25 protein-coding genes are annotated in these 23223 nt (G+C 72.1%); 5 read left to right on the top strand and 20 right to left on the bottom strand.

Annotated elements, in window-relative coordinates; translation table 11 throughout:
* Positions 1-14: 14 nt before the first annotated feature.
* Positions 15-710, top strand: coding sequence for a YczE/YyaS/YitT family protein (locus ACQP2Y_RS10390; protein ID WP_433726733.1), 696 nt, complete (start codon positions 15-17; stop codon positions 708-710).
* A gap of 208 nt (positions 711-918) precedes the next feature.
* Positions 919-1347, top strand: coding sequence for a hypothetical protein (locus ACQP2Y_RS10385; RefSeq protein WP_360547949.1), 429 nt, complete (start codon positions 919-921; stop codon positions 1345-1347).
* A gap of 60 nt (positions 1348-1407) precedes the next feature.
* On the opposite strand, the gene hisF is transcribed toward ACQP2Y_RS10385, so the two are convergent.
* Positions 1408-2184 carry an imidazole glycerol phosphate synthase subunit HisF gene (hisF, locus tag ACQP2Y_RS10380; RefSeq protein WP_360825925.1) on the bottom strand — a complete coding sequence of 259 codons (777 nt, stop codon included), beginning with the start codon at positions 2182-2184 and terminating at the stop codon, positions 1408-1410.
* A complete protein-coding gene (locus tag ACQP2Y_RS10375) occupies positions 2181-3092 on the bottom strand; it encodes an EamA family transporter (RefSeq protein ID WP_433726731.1) in 912 nt (303 codons plus the stop codon). The genes hisF and ACQP2Y_RS10375 overlap by 4 nt, the downstream gene beginning before the upstream one ends.
* Before the next feature lie 72 nt (positions 3093-3164).
* On the opposite strand from ACQP2Y_RS10375, the gene ACQP2Y_RS10370 reads away from it, so the two are divergent.
* On the top strand, positions 3165-4064 hold the full coding sequence (locus ACQP2Y_RS10370) for a LysR substrate-binding domain-containing protein (protein ID WP_433726729.1): 900 nt from the start codon (positions 3165-3167) through the stop codon (positions 4062-4064).
* On the opposite strand, the gene ACQP2Y_RS10365 is transcribed toward ACQP2Y_RS10370, so the two are convergent.
* On the bottom strand, positions 4061-4531 hold the full coding sequence (locus ACQP2Y_RS10365) for a MarR family winged helix-turn-helix transcriptional regulator (RefSeq protein WP_433726727.1): 471 nt from the start codon (positions 4529-4531) through the stop codon (positions 4061-4063). The genes ACQP2Y_RS10370 and ACQP2Y_RS10365 overlap by 4 nt on opposite strands.
* A gap of 51 nt (positions 4532-4582) precedes the next feature.
* Here ACQP2Y_RS10365 and ACQP2Y_RS10360 point away from each other — a divergent pair, with 51 nt between their 5' ends.
* Positions 4583-5026: a nitroreductase family deazaflavin-dependent oxidoreductase gene (locus tag ACQP2Y_RS10360; RefSeq protein ID WP_433726725.1), complete on the top strand. Its 444-nt coding sequence runs from the start codon at positions 4583-4585 to the stop codon at positions 5024-5026.
* Between the two features lie 6 nt (positions 5027-5032).
* Here the strand turns inward: ACQP2Y_RS10360 and ACQP2Y_RS10355 are convergent, their stop codons facing one another.
* Genes ACQP2Y_RS10355 through hisD form a run of 8 tightly spaced genes read right to left on the bottom strand, consistent with a single transcriptional unit; the run spans position 5033 to position 10266 of the window.
* Positions 5033-5410 carry a Rid family hydrolase gene (locus ACQP2Y_RS10355; RefSeq protein ID WP_360547961.1) on the bottom strand — a complete coding sequence of 126 codons (378 nt, stop codon included), beginning with the start codon at positions 5408-5410 and terminating at the stop codon, positions 5033-5035.
* Positions 5407-6132: a bifunctional 1-(5-phosphoribosyl)-5-((5-phosphoribosylamino)methylideneamino)imidazole-4-carboxamide isomerase/phosphoribosylanthranilate isomerase PriA gene (gene priA, locus ACQP2Y_RS10350; RefSeq protein WP_433726722.1), complete on the bottom strand. Its 726-nt coding sequence runs from the start codon at positions 6130-6132 to the stop codon at positions 5407-5409. Before priA ends, ACQP2Y_RS10355 begins: the two co-directional genes overlap by 4 nt.
* Before the next feature lie 32 nt (positions 6133-6164).
* Positions 6165-6485 carry a hypothetical protein gene (locus ACQP2Y_RS10345; protein WP_433726720.1) on the bottom strand — a complete coding sequence of 107 codons (321 nt, stop codon included), beginning with the start codon at positions 6483-6485 and terminating at the stop codon, positions 6165-6167.
* Positions 6482-7120 (bottom strand): imidazole glycerol phosphate synthase subunit HisH, encoded by a 639-nt coding sequence (gene hisH, locus ACQP2Y_RS10340; RefSeq protein ID WP_433726718.1) that lies wholly within the window; start codon positions 7118-7120, stop codon positions 6482-6484. The genes ACQP2Y_RS10345 and hisH overlap by 4 nt, the downstream gene beginning before the upstream one ends.
* Positions 7120-7290, bottom strand: a complete 171-nt coding sequence (locus tag ACQP2Y_RS10335) for a hypothetical protein (protein WP_360547969.1) — start codon at positions 7288-7290, stop codon at positions 7120-7122. Before ACQP2Y_RS10335 ends, hisH begins: the two co-directional genes overlap by 1 nt.
* Entirely contained in the window at positions 7287-7898 is a 612-nt protein-coding gene (gene hisB / locus ACQP2Y_RS10330) for an imidazoleglycerol-phosphate dehydratase HisB (RefSeq protein WP_433726715.1), read from the bottom strand. Before hisB ends, ACQP2Y_RS10335 begins: the two co-directional genes overlap by 4 nt.
* A complete protein-coding gene (locus tag ACQP2Y_RS10325; RefSeq protein ID WP_433726713.1) occupies positions 7895-8959 on the bottom strand; it encodes a histidinol-phosphate transaminase in 1065 nt (354 codons plus the stop codon). Before ACQP2Y_RS10325 ends, hisB begins: the two co-directional genes overlap by 4 nt.
* Entirely contained in the window at positions 8956-10266 is a 1311-nt protein-coding gene (hisD, locus tag ACQP2Y_RS10320) for a histidinol dehydrogenase (RefSeq protein WP_433726711.1), read from the bottom strand. The genes ACQP2Y_RS10325 and hisD overlap by 4 nt, the downstream gene beginning before the upstream one ends.
* Before the next feature lie 148 nt (positions 10267-10414).
* On the opposite strand from hisD, the gene ACQP2Y_RS10315 reads away from it, so the two are divergent.
* Positions 10415-11125: an LON peptidase substrate-binding domain-containing protein gene (locus tag ACQP2Y_RS10315; protein ID WP_433726709.1), complete on the top strand. Its 711-nt coding sequence runs from the start codon at positions 10415-10417 to the stop codon at positions 11123-11125.
* Here the strand turns inward: ACQP2Y_RS10315 and ACQP2Y_RS10310 are convergent.
* The 9 genes from ACQP2Y_RS10310 to ACQP2Y_RS10270 form a co-directional block, all read right to left on the bottom strand.
* A complete protein-coding gene (locus ACQP2Y_RS10310) occupies positions 11040-11906 on the bottom strand; it encodes a hypothetical protein (RefSeq protein ID WP_433726707.1) in 867 nt (288 codons plus the stop codon). The genes ACQP2Y_RS10315 and ACQP2Y_RS10310 overlap by 86 nt on opposite strands.
* A gap of 58 nt (positions 11907-11964) precedes the next feature.
* On the bottom strand, positions 11965-15501 hold the full coding sequence (gene dnaE, locus ACQP2Y_RS10305; RefSeq protein WP_433726705.1) for a DNA polymerase III subunit alpha: 3537 nt from the start codon (positions 15499-15501) through the stop codon (positions 11965-11967).
* An 83-nt stretch (positions 15502-15584) separates the two neighbouring features.
* Complete coding sequence (locus ACQP2Y_RS10300) at positions 15585-17147, bottom strand: AAA family ATPase (RefSeq protein WP_433726703.1); 1563 nt, start codon at positions 17145-17147, stop codon at positions 15585-15587.
* 212 nt (positions 17148-17359) lie between these two features.
* Positions 17360-18367 carry a hypothetical protein gene (locus ACQP2Y_RS10295; RefSeq protein WP_433726701.1) on the bottom strand — a complete coding sequence of 336 codons (1008 nt, stop codon included), beginning with the start codon at positions 18365-18367 and terminating at the stop codon, positions 17360-17362.
* A 45-nt stretch (positions 18368-18412) separates the two neighbouring features.
* Positions 18413-19339 carry an RluA family pseudouridine synthase gene (locus ACQP2Y_RS10290; protein WP_433726699.1) on the bottom strand — a complete coding sequence of 309 codons (927 nt, stop codon included), beginning with the start codon at positions 19337-19339 and terminating at the stop codon, positions 18413-18415.
* Positions 19336-19923: a signal peptidase II gene (gene lspA / locus ACQP2Y_RS10285; protein WP_433731881.1), complete on the bottom strand. Its 588-nt coding sequence runs from the start codon at positions 19921-19923 to the stop codon at positions 19336-19338. Before lspA ends, ACQP2Y_RS10290 begins: the two co-directional genes overlap by 4 nt.
* Positions 19920-20342, bottom strand: coding sequence for a TraR/DksA family transcriptional regulator (locus ACQP2Y_RS10280; RefSeq protein WP_360547991.1), 423 nt, complete (start codon positions 20340-20342; stop codon positions 19920-19922). The genes lspA and ACQP2Y_RS10280 overlap by 4 nt, the downstream gene beginning before the upstream one ends.
* A 387-nt stretch (positions 20343-20729) precedes the next feature.
* Complete coding sequence (locus ACQP2Y_RS10275; RefSeq protein WP_433726696.1) at positions 20730-22241, bottom strand: potassium/proton antiporter; 1512 nt, start codon at positions 22239-22241, stop codon at positions 20730-20732.
* The gene (locus tag ACQP2Y_RS10270) at positions 22238-22606 is read right to left on the bottom strand and encodes a DUF167 domain-containing protein (protein ID WP_433726694.1); all 369 of its coding nucleotides are present in this window, start codon (positions 22604-22606) and stop codon (positions 22238-22240) included. The genes ACQP2Y_RS10275 and ACQP2Y_RS10270 overlap by 4 nt, the downstream gene beginning before the upstream one ends.
* Between the last annotated feature and the right edge of the window lie 617 nt (positions 22607-23223).

Genomic DNA, 23223 nt, shown 5'->3' with positions numbered 1-23223 from the left:
TCAGAGTGGCACTTATGAGTCGTCTGAGCAACCTCGTTCCCGCCGGCGCCCGCCTGCCCCGCCGCGTGACCCAGCTCTTCGCGGGCCTGGTCCTGTACGGCATAAGCATGGCTTTCATGGTGGAGAGCGACCTCGGCCTGAACCCGTGGGACGTTTTCCACCAGGGTGTGTCGAAGGCCACCGGGGTCAGCTTCGGCTGGGTGGTGCTGCTGACCGGCATCCCGGTCCTGCTCCTGTGGATCCCGCTGCGGCAGCGCCCCGGCTTCGGCACGATCGCCAACCTGGTGGTCATCGGCTTCGCGGCCGACGGCGCCCTGGCGGTGCTTACCCCGGGCGGATCGATGGCGATGCGGATCACGTACCTGGTGGTGGGGATCGCGCTGAACGGGGTCGCGACGGCGATGTACATCGGTGCCCGGTTCGGGCCGGGGCCGCGCGACGGGCTGATGACCGGGATCGTCAACCGGTGGCCGCGGCTGTCCATCCGGGTGGTCCGGACGAGCATCGAGGTGCTGGTCCTGGGCGTGGGGGTGCTGCTGGGCGGCACGATCGGGTTCGGGACGGTGGCGTACGCGCTGGGCATCGGGCCGCTGGTGCAGCTGTTCATGCCGGTCTTCGCCGTGCCGGCGACGGCCGACGATCCGGCCGTGGCGACAGAGGGGGAACCGCAGCCGGGCGCGCCTCAGATCGCGCCGGCCGTGGCGGCCTGACACCGAGCTGCGCGCAGCGCAGCGGTCCTGGGCGGTCACGGCATCGGTCGCGGCCGATGCCGGACACGGCCTCGCGGTGGCGCTGTTCTGATCGCGCCACTCGCGGGGTCGGCGAAGCGGGCGATATGTCCGGGCGGGCGGACACAGCTTGGTGATCATCGCGACACAATCGCTTTCCGGTTCGGCGGGCGCACGGCATCATGGCGACATGGGGGCTGGCGACTGGCACTGGAACGACGCTTGGATCTTCGTGTCCGCGGTCATCGCCGAGCGCCTGGAGCGCGACCGGGCACTGCACGCGGCGCTCCCGGTGACCGGCGCGAGCCTGGCTGACGTGCTGGCCGCGGCCGACTTCCTGCACCACAGCGTGCCCAGCCGGTCCGAGCTGGAGGATTCCGTGCGCCGCCTGGCCGGGGCCGGCCTGCTCACGGTGGACGACGACCTGGTCGAGGTGGCACCGGCGGGCGAGCAGCTGTGGCGCACCAGACCGTTCAGCGGTCTGTCGTCGGCGGTCGTGACGCTGCAGACGCAGCTGAACCGGGCGGCCACCCCGGGCGAATCCGACTGGAAGCTCGACGAGCGCACCTACAACGCGGCCGTCCGCGAATACTCCCTGCGCCTGGCCGACGGCCGCTGACCCGCGCCGACCCAATCGCAAGGCCGGACCGAGCCACCGGACCGCGCGACAACCCGTCGCTCAGCGGACCGGGTTGCCCGCCGCCCGCAGACTCTCCTTGACCTCACCGATGGTCAACTCTCCGAAGTGGAAGACACTGGCCGCCAGCACCGCATCCGCCCCCGCCGCCACCGCCGGCGGAAAGTGCCCCACCGCCCCCGCCCCACCACTGGCGATCACCGGAATGTCGACCACCGCCCGAACCGCCGCGATCAACTCCAGGTCGAACCCGGCCTTCGTCCCGTCCGCGTCCATCGAGTTGAGCAGGATCTCCCCCGCGCCCAGCTCGGCTGCCCGCCGCGCCCACTCCACCGCGTCGAGCCCGGCGCTCTTGCGACCGCCGTGCGTCGTCACTTCCCAGCCGCTGGGGTGCTCCGGTGTCGGCCCCGACGGCAGCCGGCGTACGTCGAGGGACAGCACCAGCACCTGATTGCCGAAGCGGTCCGCGATCTCCGCGATCAGCTCCGGCCGGTGGATCGCTGCCGTGTTCACACCGACCTTGTCGGCCCCGGCGCGCAGCAGCGTGTCGACGTTGTCGACCGAGCGGACGCCGCCGCCGACCGTCAGCGGGATGAAGACCGATTCCGCCGTGCGCCGGACCACGTCGAGCATGGTGCCGCGGTCGTCGGATGACGCCGTCACGTCCAGGAAGGTCAGCTCGTCGGCTCCGGCGGCGTCGTAGGCCGCGGCCAGCTCCACCGGGTCGCCCGCGTCGCGCAGGTCGACGAAGTTGACTCCTTTGACCACCCGTCCCGCGTCCACGTCGAGACAGGGAATCACCCGCACCGCCACCGTCATGCCCCAACCCTATCGAGCGGCCGGCCCGCCGGTTCGGGAGTATCCACAGGCCGGGCCGGGCCCAGTACCCCGATCAGGACGCCGCCGATCACGAGCACTCCGCCGGCCACGTCCGTCGCGTGCACCGTCTCGTCCAGCAGCAGTGCGGCCGAGGCGATGCCGAAGATCGGCACCAGCATCGAGAACGGGGCGACGGCCGATGCGCCGTACCGTCTGATCAGGGCGCCCCAGGCGCCGAAGCCGGCCAGGGTCGAGATCAGCGCGACGTACAGCAGCGCGCCGACCGCGGGGATGTTGCTCGCGCGCAGCGCGGCCAGGTCCGTGGCCGGGCCTTCGATGATCAGCGAGAGCGCCGCCAGCGGGAGGGTCGCCACCGCGCTGACCCAGATCATGAAGCGCAGCGTGTCGGTCGGTGCCGCCTGCCGGGTGGCCACGTTGGACAGCCCCCAGGCCACCGCCGCGCCCAGGACCAGGCCGAATGCTCCGGCCGGCAGTCCGTCCGCGCCGAGCCGGACCGCGACGACGCCGATGCCGAGTGCCGCGACCGCCAGCCCGGCGACGCGGCGCCGGCCGGGGCGTTCGCGCAGCAGCAGCACCGCGAAGACCGTCGTGAACACCGCCTGGCTCTGCAGGACCAGGGAGCTGAGGCCGGCCGGCATGCCGGCGGCCATTCCGGCGAAGAGCAGGGAGAACTTCACCACCCCGAGGGTGAGGGCGACCGCGATCACCCAGCGCCAGCGGGTCGGTGGGCGCCCGGCGAACAGGACCGCAGGGAACGCGGCCAGCAGGAACCGTAGCGCCGAGAACAGCAGGGGCGGGAAGTGGTCCAGGCCGATGTCGATCACGACGAAGTTGACGCCCCAGGCGGCGGCCACGGCCACGGCGAGGGCGATGTCACGCGGTTTCACGGTCTCAGCGTCGCCGCCGGTGATGCTGAAGCACCAGCGAATAGTGCTACAGCGACGATGTAGCGTGACTACATGATCGATCTGGGTCGGCTCCGCGCCCTGCACGCCGTGGCCAGCTACGGGACGGTGCTGGCGGCCGGGGAGGCGCTGCACTGCACGCCGTCGGCCGTGTCGCAGCAACTCGCCAAGCTGGAACGCGAGACCGGGGCCACCCTGGTGGAGAAGGACGGCCGCCGGCTGCGGCTGACCGAGGCCGGGCGGGTGCTGGCCGGTCACGCCGAGCGGGTGCTGGCCAGCGTCGACGAGGCCGAGGCGGCGCTGGCGGCCCATCGGGACACGGTCATCGGCCGGCTGGAGGTGGCGGCTTTCGCGACGGCGTGCCGGGCGCTGCTGCCGTACGCGTTGCACCGCCTGGCCACCGAGCACCCGCAGCTGACGACGGGCCTGGTGGAGGTCAGCCCGCACGAGGGTCTGGACATGCTGCGGCGCGGGCACGTGGATCTGGCGGTGCTGGACGACTGGCCGGAGGTGGCGCTGCGCTATCCGCCCGGGGTCACGCATCTGGAGCTCGGCCGGGACGTGGGCGATCTGGTCGTGCCGGACGGCCACCGGTTCGCGGCGGGTCGCGAGGTGCGGCTGGCGCAGTTGCGCGACGAGCGGTGGATCGCGGCGAAGGCCGGGGACATCTGTCACGAGTGGCTGATCCGGGTGGTGCCGGGAGTGCGGCCGGACTTCCACGTGGGTGAGTTCGAGACGCAGCTGACCCTGATCGCGGCGGGGCTCGGGATCGCGGTCGTCCCGCGACTGGCCCGGCCGCCGCTGCCGGCCGGGGTGCGGGTGGTGCCGGTGCGGCCGGTGCCGACCCGGCGGGTGGTGGTGGCCTGGCGGGAGGCCTCGGCGGCCCGGCCCGCGGTGCCGGCCGCTGTCGCGGTCCTGCGCGAGGCGTGGCGCCGCCACGAGACGGCGCGCTAGGCGGTCATCTTGCGGATCCGGTCGGCCTCGGCGAGCTGCATGTCGATGCCGCGGTGCAGGAAGCCGGTGATCAGGGCGAGCTCTTCCGGGGAGTACGCGGCCAGCACCCGGCGCCCGGCCCGCTCGACCGGACCGTAGACGCGACTGATCAGCTCCTCGGCGTGCGGGGTCAGCGCCACCACGGCTCGCCGCCGGTCGTTCTCGTCCACCGTACGGGTCAGGTGACCCGCCGCGGCCAGCCGCTGGATCGCCGTGGTGGTCGCGGCCGGGCTGAGGTTGGCCGCCCCGGCCAGCACCGTCGCGGACATGGCGCCGACGGTGTGGACCAGGCCGAGGATGCGCAGATCGGTGCGGTTCACTCCGAAGGTGGCAGCCGCCGCCTCGTCGACCACGTCGGCCGCGGCCCCGAAGGCCGCCGCGGCCCGGGCCGCCTCGTCGCGCGGTTCCGCGCTCAGTTGCTTCGACACTCGAAGGAGTCTACCGTCGACCGGAAAGCTTCGATCATCGAAGGGATAGTCATGGACCGGTCCACCGGCAGCCTGCCGTCCTGGCTCCCGTTCGCCAACCGGGTCGTCCGGCTGATGTCCCGGCTCGGCCTGCCACTGGGCACGGTCCGGGTGCTTGTCGTGCCGGGGCGGCGCAGCGGCGAGCCGCGTCCCACCCCGGTCTCCCCGCTGACCGTGGACGGCCGGCGCTATGTGGTCTCGGCGCTGCCGCAGAGCGACTGGGCCCGCAACATCCGAGCCGCCGGCCGCGGTGAGCTGGCCGCGGGACGCCACCGCACGCCGGTGACACTGACCGAGGTCACTGACCCGGCGGAGGCCCGCGCGGTGCTGCGGGCGTTCCCCCGCGAAGTGCCGGGCGGGGTGACCTTCTACGTGCGGCTGGGGCTGGTCGACCAGGCCGACTCCGACCAGTTCGAGGCGATCGCCGACCAGGTGGCGGTCTTCCGGATCGACTGACCCGGATCAGACGTACGCCTCGACCTCGACTTCCACCAGGTGCTGGGGATCAAGCAGCCCGGCCACCACGACCAGCGTCGCCACCGGCCGTACCGCCGCGAACAGCGACCCGTGCGCCCCCGCCACCGCGTCCGAGTACGCCGCGTCGGTCACGTACATCCGGGTGCGGATCACGCTCTCGATCCCCGCACCCGCCCCGGCCAGCGCGTCCAGCGCGATCCCGAACGCGGTCAGCGCCTGCGCCCGCGGATCGCCGATCCCCGTCACGACCCCGTCCACCGTGGCCGTGCAGCCGGCGGTGACCAGCAGGTTGCCGGCTCGCACCACGCGGGAGTAGCCGTAGCGCTCCTCCCACGGACCGCCCGAGCCGAAACGGGTGATCATGCGGAGGCCAGCGCCTCGATCGCCTCGCGGACCGTGAACGCGCCCGCGTAGAGCGCCTTGCCCGCGATCACGCCCTCGACCCCGATCGGCTCCAGCGTGGCCAGGGCGCGCAGGTCGTCCAGGGTGGACACGCCGCCGCTGGCGATCACCGGCTTGTCGGTCCGGGCGCACACCTCGCGCAGCAGGTCCAGGTTCGGGCCGCGCATCGTGCCGTCCTTGGTGATGTCCGTGACCACGTACCGGGCCGCGCCCGCCTTGTCCAGGCGCTCGAGGATCTCGAAGAGGTCGCCGCCCTCGCGGGTCCAGCCCCGGGCCGCCAGGGTACGGCCGCGCACGTCGAGCCCGATCGCCACCCGGTCGCCGTACTCGGCGCAGATCCGGTCGCACCACTCCGGGTCCTCCAGCGCCGCCGTGCCGATGTTGACCCGGGCCGCGCCGGTGGCCAGGGCCGCCCGCAGCGACGCGTCGTCGCGGATGCCGCCGGAGAGCTCCACCTTCACGTCGAGCCGGCTGATCACGTCGGCCAGCTGCGCGGCGTTCGAGCCCCGGCCGAACGCGGCGTCGAGGTCGACCAGGTGCACCCACTCCGCGCCGTCGTTCTGCCAGGCGAGCGCCGCCTCGAGCGGGTCGCCGTAGCTCGTCTCCGAGCCCGCGGCGCCCTGGACGAGGCGGACCGCCTGACCGTCGGCGACGTCGACAGCGGGCAGCAGGGTGAGGGTCACAGCGGAACTCCGATCAAGGACAGCGGGAACGGTCAGAAACGGCGGCCCAGCACCACGACCACCAGGGCCGGCAGCACCAGGACGATCATGGCGATGAGCACCAGGCGCAGCGCGAGCTCCGGCACCAGGAACCACACGGCCAGCGCCGCGATCAACGGGATGATCGCGATGCCGGTGCGCTGGGCCCGGCTGCGCCGGTACAGGGTGCCGGAGCTGGGGCGGCGCTTGAGCTTGAGGGAACGCACCAGGGCGCGGCGGCGTTGCCGCCGGGTGGACCGGCGGGCCCGGACCGCCTTCTCCTTCTCCAGGACGGCGAGCCGCTCGGCCCGCCGTCTGGCGCGATCCTTGCTCACCGTACGGCGGCGGAGGGCAGACCCGACACCCAGTTGCTGAGCAGCGCGTACCCGGCGTCGGAGGACTTCTCCGGGTGGAACTGCGCGGCGGACAGCGGGCCGTGCTCCACGACAGCGGCGAACGGCTGATCGTGCGCGGCCGTCGTCACCCGGGCACCGACGGCCTGCAGCGCACCGAGGTCCGACGCCGCGTACGAGTGGACGAAGTAGAACCGTGTCGTCGCCGACAGCCCGTCGAGCAGCACCGAACCGTCCGGCACGGACACCGTGTTCCACCCCATGTGCGGGATGCGCCGGGCGGCCAGCCGGGTCACCGCGCCCGGCAGCAGGCCCAGGCCCCGGGTCTCGACGCCGTGCTCGACGCCGGACTCGAACAGGATCTGCATGCCGACGCAGATGCCCAGCACCGGCCGGCCGGCGGCCACGCGCTCGGCGATGACCGGGCCCGCGCCGAGCTTCTCGATGCCGGCCATGCACGCCGCGTAAGCGCCCACCCCGGGCACGACCAGGCCGTCCGCGGCGGCCGCGGCGGCCAGGTCGTCGGTCACCGTCACGTCGGCACCGGTACGCGCGACAGCCCGCTCGGCGGACCGCAGATTTCCGGAGCCGTAGTCCAGGATCACCACATTGCTCATCAGCTGTCTCCCGGGATCAGCCAGAGGACGCCACCGGCCAGCGCCAGCACCGCCAGCGCGGCGACCAGGCCGATGCTGAACTTGGTGGCGCCCTGCCGGGACAGCGAGATCACCCCGCCGACGAGCATGCCGCCCAGCCCGAGCAGCAGGATCGGGACGATGCTGCTCACAGCACGCCCTTCGTCGACGGCAGCGCGCCGGCGTTGCGCGGGTCGATCTCCACGGCCTCGCGCAGCGCCCGCGAGAACGCCTTGAACTGCGTCTCCACCACGTGGTGGGCGTCCGCCTTGCCGCCGTCCCGGGCCGCGCGCAGCACGCTGACGTGCAGCGTCACCTTGGCGGCGTGGCCGAACGACTCGAAGATGTGCCGGGTCATGCTGGTCGGATAGACCGGCCCGATGTACGGCGCCAGCTCCGGCTCCTCGTGCACCACGTACGGCCGGCCGGACAGGTCGACAGCCGCGCGGACCAGCACCTCGTCCATCGGGATGGTCGCCGAGCCGTACCGCCGGATGCCGGCCTTGTCGCCGAGCGCCCGCGCGAAGGCGTCGCCCAGCGCGATGGCCGTGTCCTCCATCGTGTGGTGGGCGTCGATCTCGAGGTCGCCCTCGGTGCGCACGGTTAGGTCGAAGCCGCCGTGCTTGGCCAGCTGGTTGAGCATGTGGTCGTAGAACCCCACGCCGGTGGCCAGGTCACCCTTGCCGGTGCCGTCGAGGTCGATCTCGACGAGCACCTTGGTCTCATTGGTGACGCGCTCGATGCGCGCAAAGCGACTCACGACAAGGCTCCCAGGAAGGCGTCGGTTTCGGATGCTGTGCCGGCGGTGACCCGCAGCCAGCCGGCCAGGCCGACGTCGCGGACCAGCACACCCCGGTCCAGCAGGCGCTGCCAGGCCTCGTGCTGATCGCCGCCGACCTCGAAGAGCACGAAGTTCGCGTCGCTGTCGGCGACCCGGATCCCCCGCGCCCGCAGAGTGGTGACGATCCGGTCGCGCTGCTCCTTGATCGCGTCCACGGTGACGAGCAGGGCGGCGCGGTGCGCGAGGGCGGCCCGCGCGGCCGCCTGGGTCAGCGACGACAGGTGGTACGGCAGGCGGACGAGCTGGACGGCGTCGACCACGGCCGGGTCGGCGGCCAGATAACCGAGGCGCCCGCCGGCGAAGCCGAACGCCTTGCTCATCGTGCGGGTGACGACCAGGCGCGGGTGGCCGGGCAGCGATGCGAGCGCGCTGGGCGTGCCGGGCCGGGCGAACTCCGCGTACGCCTCGTCGACGACGACCATGCCCGGCGCCGCGGCCAGCACCGCCTCGACCACCGACGGGTCCAGGGCCGTGCCGGTCGGGTTGTTGGGTGAGCAGAGGAACACCAGGTCCGGCGCGTTCCGATCGATCTGCTCGACCGCCGACTCCGGGGTGAGCCCGAAGTCGGGGTCGCGCAGCGCGCCGATCCAGCGGGTGCCGGTGCCGGCGGCCAGCAGCGGGTGCATCGAGTACGACGGGCCGAAGCCCAGCGCGGTGCGGCCCGGACCGGCGAACGCCTGCAGCAGCTGCTGCTGGACCTCGTTGGAGCCGTTGGCCGCCCACACGTGCGCCGTGGTCAGCCCATGCCCGAGGTAGTCGGCGAGGTCGGCCCGCAGCGCGACCGCGTCCCGGTCCGGGTAGCGGTTGAGGTCACGCAGCTCGGCCTGCACGGCCTTGCCGATCGCCTCCACCACGGCGTCCGGCACCGGGTACGAGTTCTCGTTGGTGTTGAGCCGCACGGAGACGTCGAGCTGCGGCGCCCCGTACGGCGACCTGCCCCGCAGATCGTCCCGGATCGGCAGGTCGTCGATCGTGGTCACGAGGGGAACCTCGCGGTCACGGCCTGACCGTGGGCCGGCAGGTCCTCGGCGTTGGCCAGTGCCACCACGTGCGGGGCGACGTCGCGCAGCGCCGCCTCGTCGTATTCGACCACGTGGATGCCACGCAGGAACGACTGCACGGACAGGCCGGAGGAGTGCCGCGCGCAGCCGGCGGTCGGCAGCACGTGGTTGGAACCGGCGGCGTAGTCACCGAGCGAGACCGGCGAGTAAGCGCCGACGAAGATGGCCCCGGCGTTGCGCACCCGCATCGCCCACGTACGGGCGTCGCGGGTCTGGATCTCCAGGTGCTCGGCCGCGTACGCGTCCACCACCCGCAGGCCCTGCTCCAGGTCGTCGACCAGCACGATGCCGGACTGGCGGCCGCCGAGCGCCTCGCGCACCCGGGCCTCGTGCTTGGTCGCCGGCACCTGCACGGCCAGCTGCGCCTCGACCGCCTCGGCCAGCTCCGGCGAGTCGGTGACCAGCACGCTGGCGGCGACCGGGTCGTGCTCGGCCTGGCTGATCAGGTCGGCCGCGACGTGCGCGGGCGAGGCCGTGTCGTCGGCCAGGATCGCGATCTCGGTCGGGCCGGCCTCGGCGTCGATGCCGACCGTGCCCTGCAGCAGGCGCTTGGCCGCGGTGACCCAGATGTTGCCCGGGCCGGTGATCACGTCGACGGGCTCGCAGCGGTCGGTCTCGTCGGCGCCGTCCGAGCCGTAGCCGAGCATCGCGATGGCCTGGGCGCCGCCGACGGCGTACACCTCTTCGACCCCGAGCAGCGCGCACGCGGCGAGCACCCGGGCGTCGGGCAGGCCGCCGTTCTCCGGCTGCGGCGGGCTGGCCACGACCAGCGACTCGACGCCGGCGACCTGGGCGGGCACCACGTTCATCACCACGGTGGACGGATAGACGGCCAGGCCGCCGGGGACGTAGAGGCCGACGCGGGACACCGGGACGTGCCGCTCGGTGACGGTGCCGCCGGGCACCACCTGGGTGGTGACGTCGGTGCGCCGCTGGTCGCCGTGCACCTTGCGGGAGCGCTCGATGGCCACCAGCAGGGCGGCCCGGACGTCGGGGTCGAGCTCCTCGGCGGCGGCGGTGATCGCGGCCACCGGCACCCGCAGCCGCTCGAGCACGACGCCGTCGAATCTCTCGGTGGCCTCCCGGATCGCCGAGAACCCATGCTCGCGAACCGCCGTCACGACGGGGCGGATCTTCTCGACGGCAGCGGACACGTCGAGCTGGGCACGGGGCAGCAGACCGCGGGGGTCCCGACGGGAGCCGCGCAGGTCGATCCGATTCAGCACGGGTCAAGTCTAGGCGGCCCCGCGGCCGGCCCCCGGGCGGCATTCCAGGCACTGGGAAGGAGGCCTTTGCCACTTTTGCGCCGAGCCGAAATGAAGATCACCGGACCGGGGCGCGCGCGGACAGCTACCGGGCCGATACGCTCGCTCCGTGGGCGCGATTATCCCGGTCTTCCCGCTGGGCACGGTGCTCTTTCCCGGCCTGGTCCTGCCCTTGCACATCTTCGAGGAGCGGTACAGAACGCTCGTGCGCGATCTCGTCGCGTCGACGGACGACGAACCGCACGAGTTCGGTGTGGTCACCCTCCGGTACGGCTGGGAGGTCGCCACCCCCGAGGGTGACGCCGAGCGCCCGGCCGACGAGGCGGCGATCACCCCGGAGCAGCTCTACGGCGTCGGCTGCACGGCGGAGCTGCGCCAGGTCACCGAGCTGCCCGACGGCCGCTTCGACATCGTCACCGTCGGCCGCCGGCGCTTCCGGGTGCTCGCGATCGCGGCGGACACCCATCCGTACCTGACCGCCGAGGTGGAGTGGCTGCCCGACGAGGAAAGCGGCGACCCGGTGTCGGCGCTGCTCGCCCCGCGGGTGCTGACCGCCTTCCGCACCTACCTGGACCTGCTGCGGCCCGACTCCGAGGTGCTCGACCAGGTCCCTGAGGACCCCACGGTGCTCTCCCACCTGGTGGCGGCGACCGCGCAGCTCACCACCGAGGAGCGCCAGGAGCTGCTGGGCGCGGTCGACACCGCCACCCGGCTGCGCACCGAGCTGCGGCTGCTCAACCGCGAGGCGGGTCTGCTGGCCAAGGTGCGGGCGGTGCCGGTGCCGCTGTCGGATCTGGCCCGGCCGGTGAGCCCGAACTGAAGCCGTCCGAACTGAAGCCGTCCGCACCGAACCCACCCGAACCGGGCCCGCCCGCACTGTGCCCGCCCGAACCAGGCCCGCCCGGCAGGTCGTGGCCGTAGCCGGGCTTGGCTCCCGGCAGCTCCAGGTCCGGGTCGTTGGACCAGCCGGCCAGCAGCGTGGTCACGATCACCGCGGCGAAGGCGGCCACCAGCAGCGCGCCGTGCGCGTGCAGGTCCGGCGGCCGGTCGTAGGCCTGCCCGGCGCTGGAGCTGTCCTGCCAGTCGTTCCAGGCGGCCAGCCCGACCAGCCGGCCGGCCTGCCACATCACCAGCGTGCTGGCCAGCCCGCCCAGGGCCACCCCGAGCAGCAGGCCGGGGCCCCGGTCGCGGCGCAGGACCAGCCAGATCAGCACGGCGGCGAGCAGCCCGAAGGTGAAGCCGATCAGGGTGAACCAGGCGTCCGCCGCGATGTACTCCTCCGGCGACGGGTCGTTGACCACGATGCCGTTCTGCCCGGCGTTGATCACCGGGATGGTCGGCGCGAGCCAGGACCAGAGCAGGCCGAGCGGGGCGCCGGCGACGGCCATCGCGGCCGTGATCGAGACCGCGACAAGCACGGTACGGCGTAACGGCCGCCGCTTCGGCCGCGTCGGCACCCAGCCCATGGCGTCGACGGGCTCGCCGTACGGGTAGTACGGCTGGCCCTGCTCGTACGACTGGCCCTGCTCGTAGTTCGGGGCCTGCTCGTAGTGCGGGGCCTGCTCGTAGCGCTGGGGGCCCGGCTCCTGGCTGGGGTTCACTCCCCGATCCTGCCAGGTCCGCCTGTGCGCCCGCTGCCGAGCACCGCGGCAGCGGGCATCAGAGGACCGCCGACGGACCGAGGATCATCTTCAGGTCGGCCCGCAGCGCCGGCGTCGGGGCCACCCGCACCGCGCCCAGCCGGAAGATCGTGGTGCGGCTGCCGTTCTGCAGGTGGACGTGCACCTCGGCGTCGCCCGGGTGGCTGACCAGGATCTCCTTGAGCTCGTCGACCAGCGGCGGGGTGCACCGGGTGATCGGCATGGTCAGGGTGATCGGCTTGCTGTCCGGGTTGTGCGTGACGTCGGGCATCGACATGTCCATCGCCATGATCCGCGGGGTGTCGTCGCGGCGGTCCACCCGGCCCTTGACGATGACGATGGCGTCCTCGGCGATGTACTGGCCGATCACCTCGTACGTGTTCGGGAAGAACAGCGCCTCGACGCCGCCGGCCAGGTCCTCCAGCGTGGCCGAGGCCCAGGCCCGGCCCTGCTTGGTGATCCGGCGCTGCACCCCGGTGAGGATGCCGGCGAGCGTGACGACCTGCCCGTCCGGCACCGAGCCCTCCTCGTTGAGGGCGGCGATGGTCGTGTCGGCCGAGTTGTGCAGCAGCTGCTCGAGGCCGGCCAGGGGGTGGTCGGAGACGTAGAGGCCGAGCATCTCGCGCTCGAAGGCCAGCTTGTCGCGCTTGTCCCACTCGCTGTCGCCGATCGTGGGCATCGCCACGGTGGCCGCGCTGCCGGCGCCGGAGTCCTCGCCGAACGAGGCGAACAGGTCGAACTGGCCGGCCGCCTCGTTCTTCTTGACGTCCGCGTACGCGTCGATCGCCTCGGCGTGCACGGCGAGCAGGCCCTTGCGGGTGTGCCCCATCGAGTCGAAGGCGCCGGCCTTGATCAGCGATTCCACCGTCTTCTTGTTGCAGGCGACGGCGTCCACCTTGGACAGGAACTCGTAGAAGTCCCCGTAGTCGCCCTTCTCCTTGCGGCAGCGCACGATGGCGTCGACGACGTTGTGCCCGACGTTGCGGACCGCGGCCAGGCCGAAGCGGATGTTCTTGCCGACCGGGGTGAACGGGCCGGCGGACTGGTTGACGTCCGGCGGCAGCACCTGGATGCCCATGCGCCGGCAGTCGGCCAGGTACATCGCCATCTTGTCCTTGTCGTCACCGACGCTGGTGAGCAGGCCGGCCATGTACTCGGCCGGGTAGTTGGCCTTGAGGTAGCCGGTCCAGTAGGACACCAGGCCGTACCCGGCGGTGTGGGCCTTGTTGAAGGCGTAGTCGGCGAACGGGACCAGGACGTCCCAGAGGGCCTTGATCGCGGCGTCGGAGTAGTTGCGCTGCTTCATGCCGTCGCGGAAGGAGACGTACTCCTTGTCGAGGACCTCGCGCTTCTTCTTACCCATGGCCCGGCGCAGCAGGTCGGCCTGGCCCAGCGAGTAGCCGGCCAGCTTCTGCGCGGCGCGCTGCACCTGCTCCTGGTAGACGATCAGGCCGTACGTCGGGCCGAGGATCTCCTCGAGCGGCTCCTCCAGCTCGGGGTGGATCGGGGTGATCTCCTGCAGCTTGTTCTTGCGCAGCGCGTAGTTGGTGTGCGAGTCGGCACCCATCGGGCCGGGCCGGTAGAGCGCCAGCACGGCGGAGATGTCCTCGAAGTTGTCCGGCTTCATCAGCCGCAGCAGCGAGCGCATCGGGCCACCGTCGAGCTGGAACACCCCCAGCGTGTCGCCGCGGGCCAGCAGGTCGTACGTCGGCTTGTCGTCCAGCGGCAGCGCCAGCAGGTCGATCTTCTTGCCGTGGTTGAGCTCGATGTTCTTGACCGCGTCGTCGATGATCGTCAGGTTGCGCAGGCCCAGGAAGTCCATCTTGAGCAGGCCCAGCGTCTCGCAGGTCGGGTAGTCGAACTGCGTGATGATCGCGCCGTCGGCCGGGCGCCGCATCAGCGGGATGTGGTCGATGATCGGCTCGGCGCTCATGATGACGCCGGCCGCGTGCACGCCGGTCTGCCGGATCAGGCCCTCGATGCCCCGGGCGGTGTCGATGACCTTCTTGACGTCGGGATCGGTGTCGTACAGCGAGCGCATCTCGCCGGCCTCGCCGTACCGCTTGTGGTCCTTGTCGAAGATGCCGGAGAGCGGGATGTCCTTGCCCATCACGGCGGGCGGCATGGCCTTGGTGATCCGGTCGCCCACCGCGTACGGGTAACCCAGCACCCGGGCCGAGTCCTTGATCGCGGCCTTGGCCTTGATCGTGCCGAAGGTGGCGATCTGGGCGACCTTGTCCTCGCCCCAGCGGTCGGTCACGTACCGGATGACCTCGCCGCGCCGGCGTTCGTCGAAGTCGATGTCGACATCGGGCATGGAGACGCGCTCCGGGTTGAGGAAGCGCTCGAAGATCAGCCCGTGCGGCAGCGGGTCCAGGTCGGTGATGCCCATCGCGTACGCGATCAGCGAGCCGGCGGCCGAGCCGCGGCCCGGGCCGACCGCGATGCCGTTGCGCTTGGACCACTGGATGAAGTCGGCGACCACGAGGAAGTACGACGGGAAGCCCATCTGGATGATGATCCCGAGCTCGTACTCCGCCTGCTTGAGGTGCGTCTCCGGGATGCCACCGGGGAAACGCCGCTTCAGTCCCTCGAACGCTTCGTGCCGGAACCAGGTCTCCTCGGTGTGACCCTCGGGCACCGGGAAACGCGGCATCAGGTTCTTGAAGGTGAACATGCCGTCGGTGTCCACCCGCTCGGCCACCAGCAGGGTGTTGCGGCAACCCTCCAGCCAGGCGTCGGACGAGTCGACCGCGCGCATCTGGTCGGCCGACTTGACGAAGTAGCCGGCGCCGTCGAAGCGGAACCGGTTGGGGTCGGCGACGTTGCTGCCGGTCTGCACGCAGAGCAGCACGTCGTGCGCCTCGGCCTGGGACTCGTGCGTGTAGTGCGAGTCGTTGGTGACCAGCGGCGGGATGTTGAGCTTCTTGCCGATCTCCAGCAGGCCGTCGCGGACCCGCTTCTCGATCGACAGGCCGTGGTCCATGATCTCGAGGAAGTAGTTGTCCGCGCCGAGTGCTTCCTGGTACATCGCCGCGGACTTGAGCGCCTCGTCGAACTGGCCGAGCCGGAGCCGGGTCTGCACGGCGCCGGACGGGCAGCCGGTGGTGCCCATGATGCCCTCGGCGTGCTCCGCGATGATGTCGAAGTCCATCCGCGGGTACTTGCCCATCTGGCCCTCGATGGAGGCCCGCGAGTTGAGCCGGAAGAGGTTCTTCAGCCCGACGGCGTTGCGGGCCCACATGGTCATGTGGGTATAGGCGCCGTTACCGGCGACGTCGTCGCCCTTCTGCTCCGGGCGGCCCCACTTGATCCGGCTCTTGGTCAGCCGCGACTCGGGGGCGACGTACGCCTCGACGCCGATCACCGGAGTGACCCCGGCCGCCGTGGCCTGCTTGTAGAAGTCGTACGCCCCGTGCATGTTGCCGTGGTCGGTGATCGCCGCGGCCGGCATGCCGAGGCGGTTGGCCTCGGCGAGCAGATCCTTGACCCGGGCGGCGCCGTCGAGCATCGAATACTCGGTGTGCACGTGGAGATGCACGAACGAGTCAGACACCCAGGGCCCCCTTTGCCGCGGCGTTTCCGGACTCGCCAGAGCCTAGTCCGGTGCGGCCCCGCGAGGCACCGCTGACACCCGATCTATTCGGCGAATGGCTCGATCATCACAGCCGCGGCGCGCAGCCACGCCTGGCGGGTCTCCGGCTGCAGCACGCTGTACTCGATCGATGACCCAACCTCGAGCGCAGGGTCGTACGGGACCACCGCGACGGCCCGCGTCCGGGTGGCGAAATGCTTGGCCAGATCGTCGAGCAGCGGCAGCTTGCCGGGCGACGGACAGGAGATCAACGTCACCGCGTTGGCGACCAGATCCTCCATGCCGGTCTCGTTGAGCACGTCCAGCATCCAGTCGGCGGTGAACGCGGCGTCCTCGCGCGGCACCGTGGTGATGACCAGCTGGTCGGCGCTGCGCATCACGGTCTGCCAGTTGACGCTCTCGACGTTGTTGCCGGTGTCGACGCAGATGACGTCGTGGGTGCGGCGCAGCAGATCCATCACGCGGCGCACGGTGCTCTGGTCGAGCCGCTGGGCGAAACGGGGATTCTCCTCGCCGGCCAGCACGTCGTACGAGCCGTCGGAGGCGTGCCGCAGGAAGTCGTCCAGGTGCGACATCATCTGCTCGCCGTGCATGTTCTCGATCTCGAGCAGCTCGCTGACCAGGTGCCGGATCGTCCGCGCGTGCCGGGCACTGCCGGCCCGCAGGCCCAGCGTGCCGCGCAGCTCGTTGTCGTCCCAGGCCAGCACGCCCCGGCCCCGCACGCTGCCGATGGTGGCCGCGGCGAGCACGGTGGCGGTCGTCTTGTGCACGCCGCCCTTGGGATTGGCGAAGGCCAGCACCCGCGGCTTGCCGAGCTTGCGGCGCAGCACCGAGACCGCGCGGTCCTCCTGCTCGGGCCGGGCCTGCCGCCACTCGATGCGCGCCGGCGCGGGCGAGGTCGGCATGGGCGCGGTGGTCGGGGGCAGGGTGGGCGGCGGCTGCAGGGCCGGCGGAGGCGGCGCGGGGGCCACCGGCGGCGGCATGACCGACGCGGACCCGACCGAGGCGGCACCGCGGCTCGGCGGCGGGGGCGCCAGCTCGGGCGCGACCCGACCGATCGACGACGGTACGGACCGGGTGGCCGGATTGAAGAAGCTGTGCGGCTCCTCGGGAGCCGAACGGGACTGGAAGCCCTCACCGATCCGCGACTGGCGGCGGGCCTCGGCGAGCGGGTTCATCGGCCGCGCCTCGGGACGCGGCTCACCCAGGCGGGGATCGACGGAACGGGGATCCATCGGGCGCGGGTCGGACGGTGGCGCCAGCGGCTCGGACTGGCCCAGCCGCTCGCCCAGGCTGGCCCGGCCGGGACGGCGCGGATCCAGCGGGTTGACCGGGCGGCGCTCCGTCGGGCGCTGGTCGAAGGCACCACGGGCCGGGTCGCTCTGCCGCGGATCGCTCTGCCGGGGATCGAGCGGGTTGAAGGGCCGGCCGGGACGTCCGGGCAGCGGTTGACCGCCCGCCGTACGGCGGGCCTCGGCCTCCGCTTCCTCACGGTCCGTCTCGGCCTCGTCGGCCGTCCGTGACCCGTGCCGGGCACGGTCGAGCAGCGCCCGCCAACGCGGGGCTGGTTCCGCAGGCCGGCCCCAGCCGGTCTCGGTCCCATCCACGGCTCGTCCTCCCAGCGACTACTCGATGTGCCCTTGTGACGCCTGTCCGATGCCCTGACGGGCCGCCCGTTCTCCGACAGGCTACGGACGCCAACCCTATTCAGGCCACACCCGGAACCCGCAAATGCCCGGCGGTCTTGATCACCCAGTGGCAGAAACCACGTGCACGTGCACCTACCCGTACGCACCACAGGACTCGGTCGTTCAGGATGTCAACGCCCAGAAGCGTCGCGAGATGCTCCTGAGGCGGTCGGCGGCTGGCCGGGACCCGGTCCCACGGGTGACGCGGAGGCAACGGCAGCGCTCTCCTGAACTGCCGGGGCAGACGGACCGGACCCCAGGACGGGGCCGTCGGGTGAGGCCGATGTCACAGCAGCCCCGGTCGATGAGGGTAGTGGCGCAGGGCGGGCGGGGGCAACACTGCGCGACCGCGAAGGCACGGTGGGCGCACCTGACTCCGGATCGTCGGGGACCGTGGTGGTCTGTTCCGGCCGGACCGGGCGGAACTCCGTACGGTCCAGGCTGCGGACCTCGGGGGCCGGATCGACCACCCGCACCTCGGCGCGGCCGGCGAGATCCTCCAGCACGGCGGGCGCGGCCCGCACCACGGCGGCGAAGACACAGGCGCAATGGGCGCGATACGCGGCGGCCTCCGAGGCGGCGGTCTGCGCGGCGTTGTCGTACGCCCGGCGCAGCCTGATCTGGTCGACGCCGTCGCCCTCCAGCTCTTCGCCGAGCTTCTGATAGTCGGCCTGCTCCTGGTCACGGGCCAGAGCGGCGTTCAGCATGCCGGTCACCACGTCCTGCGGCATCCGGTAGACGGGCATCTTGACCACCGGGGTGCGTACCCCCGGCAGGGGTGCCCGGGCGTAGACCTCGGCCACCGGGACCCCGGCGAGGGTCGCCTGCAGCTTGTCCGGCGGCAGGTAGGACCGCAGGCTGACCAGCGCCCACGTCTCCCCGGCCACCGGCGAACCCGACGAGGGCAGCAGCGCGGCCAGCTCACCGCGGCTGGAACGCAGATAGCCGGAGACGGACTGGCCCTCGACCACCCCGACCCGCACCACGTCACCGCTGGGATCGACCGCCTCGGGCCCGTGGTCGGCCGCCCAGACCACCGCGATGAGCAGCGCGGTCACCGAGGCCACGGCCAGCCCGCTGAGGATCCGCAACGGGGCCGTGCCGATGCGGGACAGGCCGCGGGTCAGCGGCGGAAGCACCCTGTCCCCTGTCCTCATCGAGGTCGCCCCCTCAGACGGCGGTCGTCAGCTCGCGTCGCGGAGCACGTCCAGCGCGTACCCCAGGTCGTCAGGGTAGTCGCTGACGAAACGGACCTCGTCCTGCGTACGGGGGTGCAGGAAGCCGAGCTCGCGGGCGTGCAGCCACTGCCGGCCCAGCTTGAGCCGCGCGGACAGGGTCGGATCGGCCCCGTACGTGATGTCGCCGACGCACGGGTGCCGCATCGCGGAGAAGTGCACCCGGATCTGGTGGGTCCGGCCGGTCTCCAGCTTGACGTCGACCAGGCTGGCCGAGCGGAACGCCTCGATCGTGTCGTAGTGGGTGACGCTGGGCTTGCCGCCGTTCATCACCGCGTACCGGTAGTCGGCGGTGGGGTGCCGGTCGATCGGCGCGTCGATCGTGCCGCGCAGCGGGTCCAGGTGGCCCTGCACGACCGCGTGGTAGCGCTTGTCGACCTCGCGCTCCTTGAAAGCCCGCTTCAGCGCGCTGTAGGCCAGCTCGCTCTTGGCCACCACCATGAGCCCGGTGGTGCCGACGTCGAGGCGGTGCACGACCCCCTGGCGCTCGGCGGCGCCGCTGGTCGCGACGTTCTGGCCCATCGCGGCGAGCCCGCCGATGACCGTCGGGCCGGTCCAGCCCGGGCTCGGGTGCGCGGCCACCCCGACCGGCTTGTCCACCACGACGATGTCGTCGTCGCTGTAGATGATCTTCATGCCGTGCACCGGCGTGGCTTCCAGCGTCGGCGCGGTCACCGGCGGCGGCAGCGTGACCTCGAGCCACGAACCGGCCGAGACCTTGTCGGACTTCGGCCGCGGGATGCCGTCGACGAGCGCGTCACCGGACTCGACCAGGGTCGCGGCGGCGGTGCGGGACAGGCCGAAGATGCGCGACACGGCCTGGTCGAGACGCATGCCGTCCAGACCGTCCGGTACGGGCAGGGAACGGGAGGTCATGCGGTCTCGGCTTTCCTGGAGGTGGCCCTGCTGCCGTCACGCTGGCGCCCGGTGAGCTCCAGCAGCACGGCGAGGACGACGCCGACGGACAGGCAGCTGTCGGCGATGTTGAAGACCGCGAAGTGTTCCCCGTACGGCCCGAACAGGCTGATCATGTCGACGACGTGACCCTGGAACGGCCCGGGCGCCCGGAACAGCCGGTCGCCCAGGTTGCCGAGCGCGCCGCCGAGCACCAGCCCGAGGGCGATCGCCCACGGCACCGAGCGCAGCTTGCGGACCATGAAGGTGATCCAGCCGATCACCACGATCGTGACCAGGGGGAACACCCAGGTGTAACCACTGCCGAGACTGAACGCGGCCCCGCTGTTGCGCAGCAGCGACAGATAGACCAGTCCGCCCAGGATCCGGACCGGCTCGCCCTCGGTCAGCCCCTTGGTGGAGAGCTCCTTGACGACCTGGTCGAGCACGACGGCGAGCAGGGCGGTGATGGCGAGCACCGCCACGGCGCGGCGCGCGAACCCGGAGGACAACCCGGGCCCGGACGCGGTCGCCGTGGTGCCACCCGCAGCCTCGTCGGCGTTCAGCGTCGTTCCTCCAACTGCTTACAGGACACACAGAGGGTCGCGACCGGGAACGCCGCCAGCCGCTCGACGGGGATGGCGTTGCCGCATCGCTCGCACCAACCGTAGTTGCCCGTCCCGAGCCGGTCGATGGCGCGTTCCACCTGTGTGATCCGGTCGAGGAGATTGTTGGCCAGAGTGATCTCCTGCTCCCGCTCCCCGGTCTTGGTGCCCCGGTCACCCTCGTCGTCGCCGGCGGAGTCGGTGAGCCGGTCCCGCTGCAGCTCGGTGATCTCGCTGAGCGTCTGGTCGTACTCGGCCTGCAGCTCGTCGCGGCGCTCCACGAGCGCGACGCGGATCTTCTCGGTCTCCGCCGCGCTGCGCGCCTTGGCGGGCGCGGCCTTCGCGGTCGACGCGGACCTGGTGTCGGTTGCCTTGGCCATCGTCGCTCCCCTGAGCCGCGCTGCACGCGGCGAATCGGCGGTCTTCCAGCGGTCATCGGGACGTGGTCGGCCACCCGTCCCGTATCGGTGCCCCGGCCGCGCCCCCACGCGACCCGTGCACCGGCCCCCACGTGCACAAACGGCGCGGCCATGGATCGCCGCGCACTCCGGAGGGTGGCAAGGATACGGAACGTGAAGAGCAGCGACAACACGGCGCACCGGCCCGGTGACCGGGTAACCGGGACGAATGCCCCGAACACCCTCGTCAGATACCCGACGACCACACCCGCCTCGTTCGCACCTGCCACTTCCGCTGGGTTGGCCCCCAGCGCCCTAATCGACGCAGCCGAATCGTCAGACAGGACCAAACGCCCACAACCCCCGCGCTCAAGATCTGTCGCGGCCGTCCTCACCGAACCAGCGGGCCAGCCGTCCCCGCCGGCTCACCGCCCGCAGCCGCCGCTCGGCCAGGTCCCGGGCCGCCGCCGTGGTCACGATCAGCAGGCCGTCGCCGGTCCGCAGCCGGGTGTCCGGCCCCGGCACGAAGCCGGCCCCCTCCCGCACCACCAGCGTCACCACCGCACCGACCGGCAGCCGCAACTCGTCGATGTGCACTCCGGCCAGCCGCGAACCCGGCGCCACGTCGAGCTGCAACAGGTCGGCGTGCATCTGCTCCAGCGGCGCGGTCTCGACCTGGATCTCGATGGCCTCGGTGGGCGCGGTGATGCGCAGCAGCCGGGCAACGGGCGCCAGCGTGCCGGCCTGCACCAGCGTGAAGATGATCACCAGCACGAACACCACATCGAAGAGCGTCTCGGCCCCGGGCGTCGCACTGGACAGCGGAATGGTGGCCAGCACGATCGGCACCGCCCCGCGCAACCCGGCCCAGGACAGGAACGTCCGCCCCGACCGGCCCAGCTCCCGGAAACTGCGGCTGACGAACGCCGAGATCCAGACCGACAGCGGCCGGGCCAGCAGCACGAGCGCGCACCCGACAACCAGCGCGGGCACCAGCGCCTCACCCAGCCGGGCCGGCGAGGCGAGCAGCCCGAGCAGCACGAACAGGCCGATCTGGGCGACCCAGGCCAGCGCGTCGGCGAACCCGAGAATGGCCTGGCGATGCGGCAACCGGGCATTGCCGATAACCACCCCGGCCACGTAGACGGCGAGGAAACCGGAGGCGTGGGCGACGGCGCCGGCCGCGTACGCCAGGAAGGTGAGCGCGACCGCCGCGATCGGATAGAGACCCGCCGACGGCAGGGCGGCATTGCGCAGCAACCAGCGCCCGGTCGCCCCCACGGCCAGCCCGATCGCGGCGCCGGCAGCGAGCTCGTAGATGACGATCAGGAGCTCGTACCACCAGGGGTGGGTCATCCCGGCAGTGGCCGACAGCAGGACGACCAGCAGGACCACCGGGGCGTCGTTCATGCCGGACTCGGCCTCGAGCGTGGCGACCAGCCGGGGTGGCAGCCGCAACACCCGCAGGGTGGCGAAGACCGCGGCGGCGTCGGTGGACGAGAGCACCGCGCCGTAGAGCAACGCGAGACGCCAGTCCACGTCGAGCACAAAATGCACGACGACGCCGACCACGGCGATACTCACGGCCACCCCGAGGGTGGCCAAGGTGGCCGACAACCCCAGAACCGGCCGCAACGTGCTCCAGCGGGCGGTCAGCCCACCCTCGGCGATGATCATGATCAGGGCGCAGAATCCGAGGGTACGGGTGAGTTCGGCATCATCGAAGCGGATACCGAAGCCGGCCTCCCCGATGACCACACCGATCAACAGGTAGACGAGCAGACTGGGCAGTCCGAGCCGGGTGGAGAGCCGAACAGCACCGACGGCGACCAGCAGCACGGCGGCACCGACAAGCAACGCAAGGTCGAGCCCGCCGGTCATGCGCTGCCGTCACGCAGGGCGGCGAACCGCTCCCCGACGTCCCCGGCCACGGTAAAGACTTTGTCCCGGCTGGTGGCGCCGACCTTGAGCTCGACGTCCCGGGCCTTGACCCCGAGCGCAACGGCAAGCGCCTGCCTGACGGCCTCGGTAGCCTTCCCGTCAACCGCGGGCGCCCCGACGGCGACGATCAGCGCGGGCCCGTGCGGCCCCTCATAACGCCCACCGACCTGGGTACGCCCAGCGCCGGGCCGCACCCGCACCACGACGGACCGCCACCCGTCACCGGCGCTCTGACCGGCTCGCGGCGTGCTCGCGCCGGGTCGGGTGGTGGCCGGATCGGGTGAGGGGACGCGCCGCTTGGCCATGCCCCATTGTGCCGATCACCGACACCCCACCAAATCCGACGTTCCGCCAACCCCCGCCCGCCCCGCCTCGCCCTGCCTCGCCCCGCCTCGCCCCGCCTCGCCCCGCCTCGCCCCGCCTCGCCCTGCCTTCCCCGCCTCGCCTTCCCGCGCCCCGCCTTCCCCACCCCGCACTGCCTTCCCCGCCCCCTGCCTTCTCTGCCCCGCCTCGCCTTCCCGCGCCCCGCTTCCCCACCCCGCACTGCCTTCCCCGCCCCCTGCCTTCTCTGCCCCGCCTCGCCCCGCCTTCCGAGCCCCCTGCCTTCCGCGCCCCGCCTTGCCCTGCCTTGCCCTGCTCCGCCCGGCGCCCTCTTCGCCGCCGCGCCGGGCCCCCTCAGGCGGGATCAGGCCCCAGCGGGCGCAGCGACGGTAGATCTTGGTCGCGATTGGCCCCTATGACGGCCATTTTTTACCAAGGTCTTCTAGAAGCGAAGGCGGCCTCGCGCGAGGCCGCAGGCAGGCCCCGAATAGCCGGGGAAAGCGCAAGCTTGGCCGAGCACGGACCTAATTTGTCCAAGAGTCCGCCCGGACGCCGCCAAGTGCCCGGTCGCGGACCGCCGGGCAGGGCCGATGCCCGGTCA

The sequence above is a fragment of the Actinoplanes sp. CA-051413 genome (genome assembly GCF_050955795.1).
Lineage (GTDB): Bacteria > Actinomycetota > Actinomycetes > Mycobacteriales > Micromonosporaceae > Actinoplanes.
The sequence above is the reverse complement of the archived record's forward strand: the minus strand, read 5'-3'. Positions and strand labels throughout refer to the sequence as shown.

Bases quoted from the DNA above. Each gene is read 5' to 3' on its own strand.
- ACQP2Y_RS10390 (WP_433726733.1), top strand. From the start codon at position 15: ATGAGTCGTCTGAGCAACCTCGTTCCCGCCGGCGCCCGCCTGCCCCGC.
- ACQP2Y_RS10385 (WP_360547949.1), top strand. From the start codon at position 919: ATGGGGGCTGGCGACTGGCACTGGAACGACGCTTGGATCTTCGTGTCC.
- hisF (WP_360825925.1), bottom strand. From the start codon at position 2,184: ATGACGGTGGCGGTGCGGGTGATTCCCTGTCTCGACGTGGACGCGGGA.
- ACQP2Y_RS10370 (WP_433726729.1), top strand. From the start codon at position 3,165: ATGATCGATCTGGGTCGGCTCCGCGCCCTGCACGCCGTGGCCAGCTAC.
- ACQP2Y_RS10360 (WP_433726725.1), top strand. From the start codon at position 4,583: ATGGACCGGTCCACCGGCAGCCTGCCGTCCTGGCTCCCGTTCGCCAAC.
- ACQP2Y_RS10355 (WP_360547961.1), bottom strand. From the start codon at position 5,410: ATGATCACCCGTTTCGGCTCGGGCGGTCCGTGGGAGGAGCGCTACGGC.
- hisH (WP_433726718.1), bottom strand. From the start codon at position 7,120: ATGAGCAATGTGGTGATCCTGGACTACGGCTCCGGAAATCTGCGGTCC.
- ACQP2Y_RS10290 (WP_433726699.1), bottom strand. From the start codon at position 19,339: ATGACCTCCCGTTCCCTGCCCGTACCGGACGGTCTGGACGGCATGCGT.
- ACQP2Y_RS10280 (WP_360547991.1), bottom strand. From the start codon at position 20,342: ATGGCCAAGGCAACCGACACCAGGTCCGCGTCGACCGCGAAGGCCGCG.
- ACQP2Y_RS10275 (WP_433726696.1), bottom strand. From the start codon at position 22,241: ATGACCGGCGGGCTCGACCTTGCGTTGCTTGTCGGTGCCGCCGTGCTG.
- ACQP2Y_RS10270 (WP_433726694.1), bottom strand. From the start codon at position 22,606: ATGGCCAAGCGGCGCGTCCCCTCACCCGATCCGGCCACCACCCGACCC.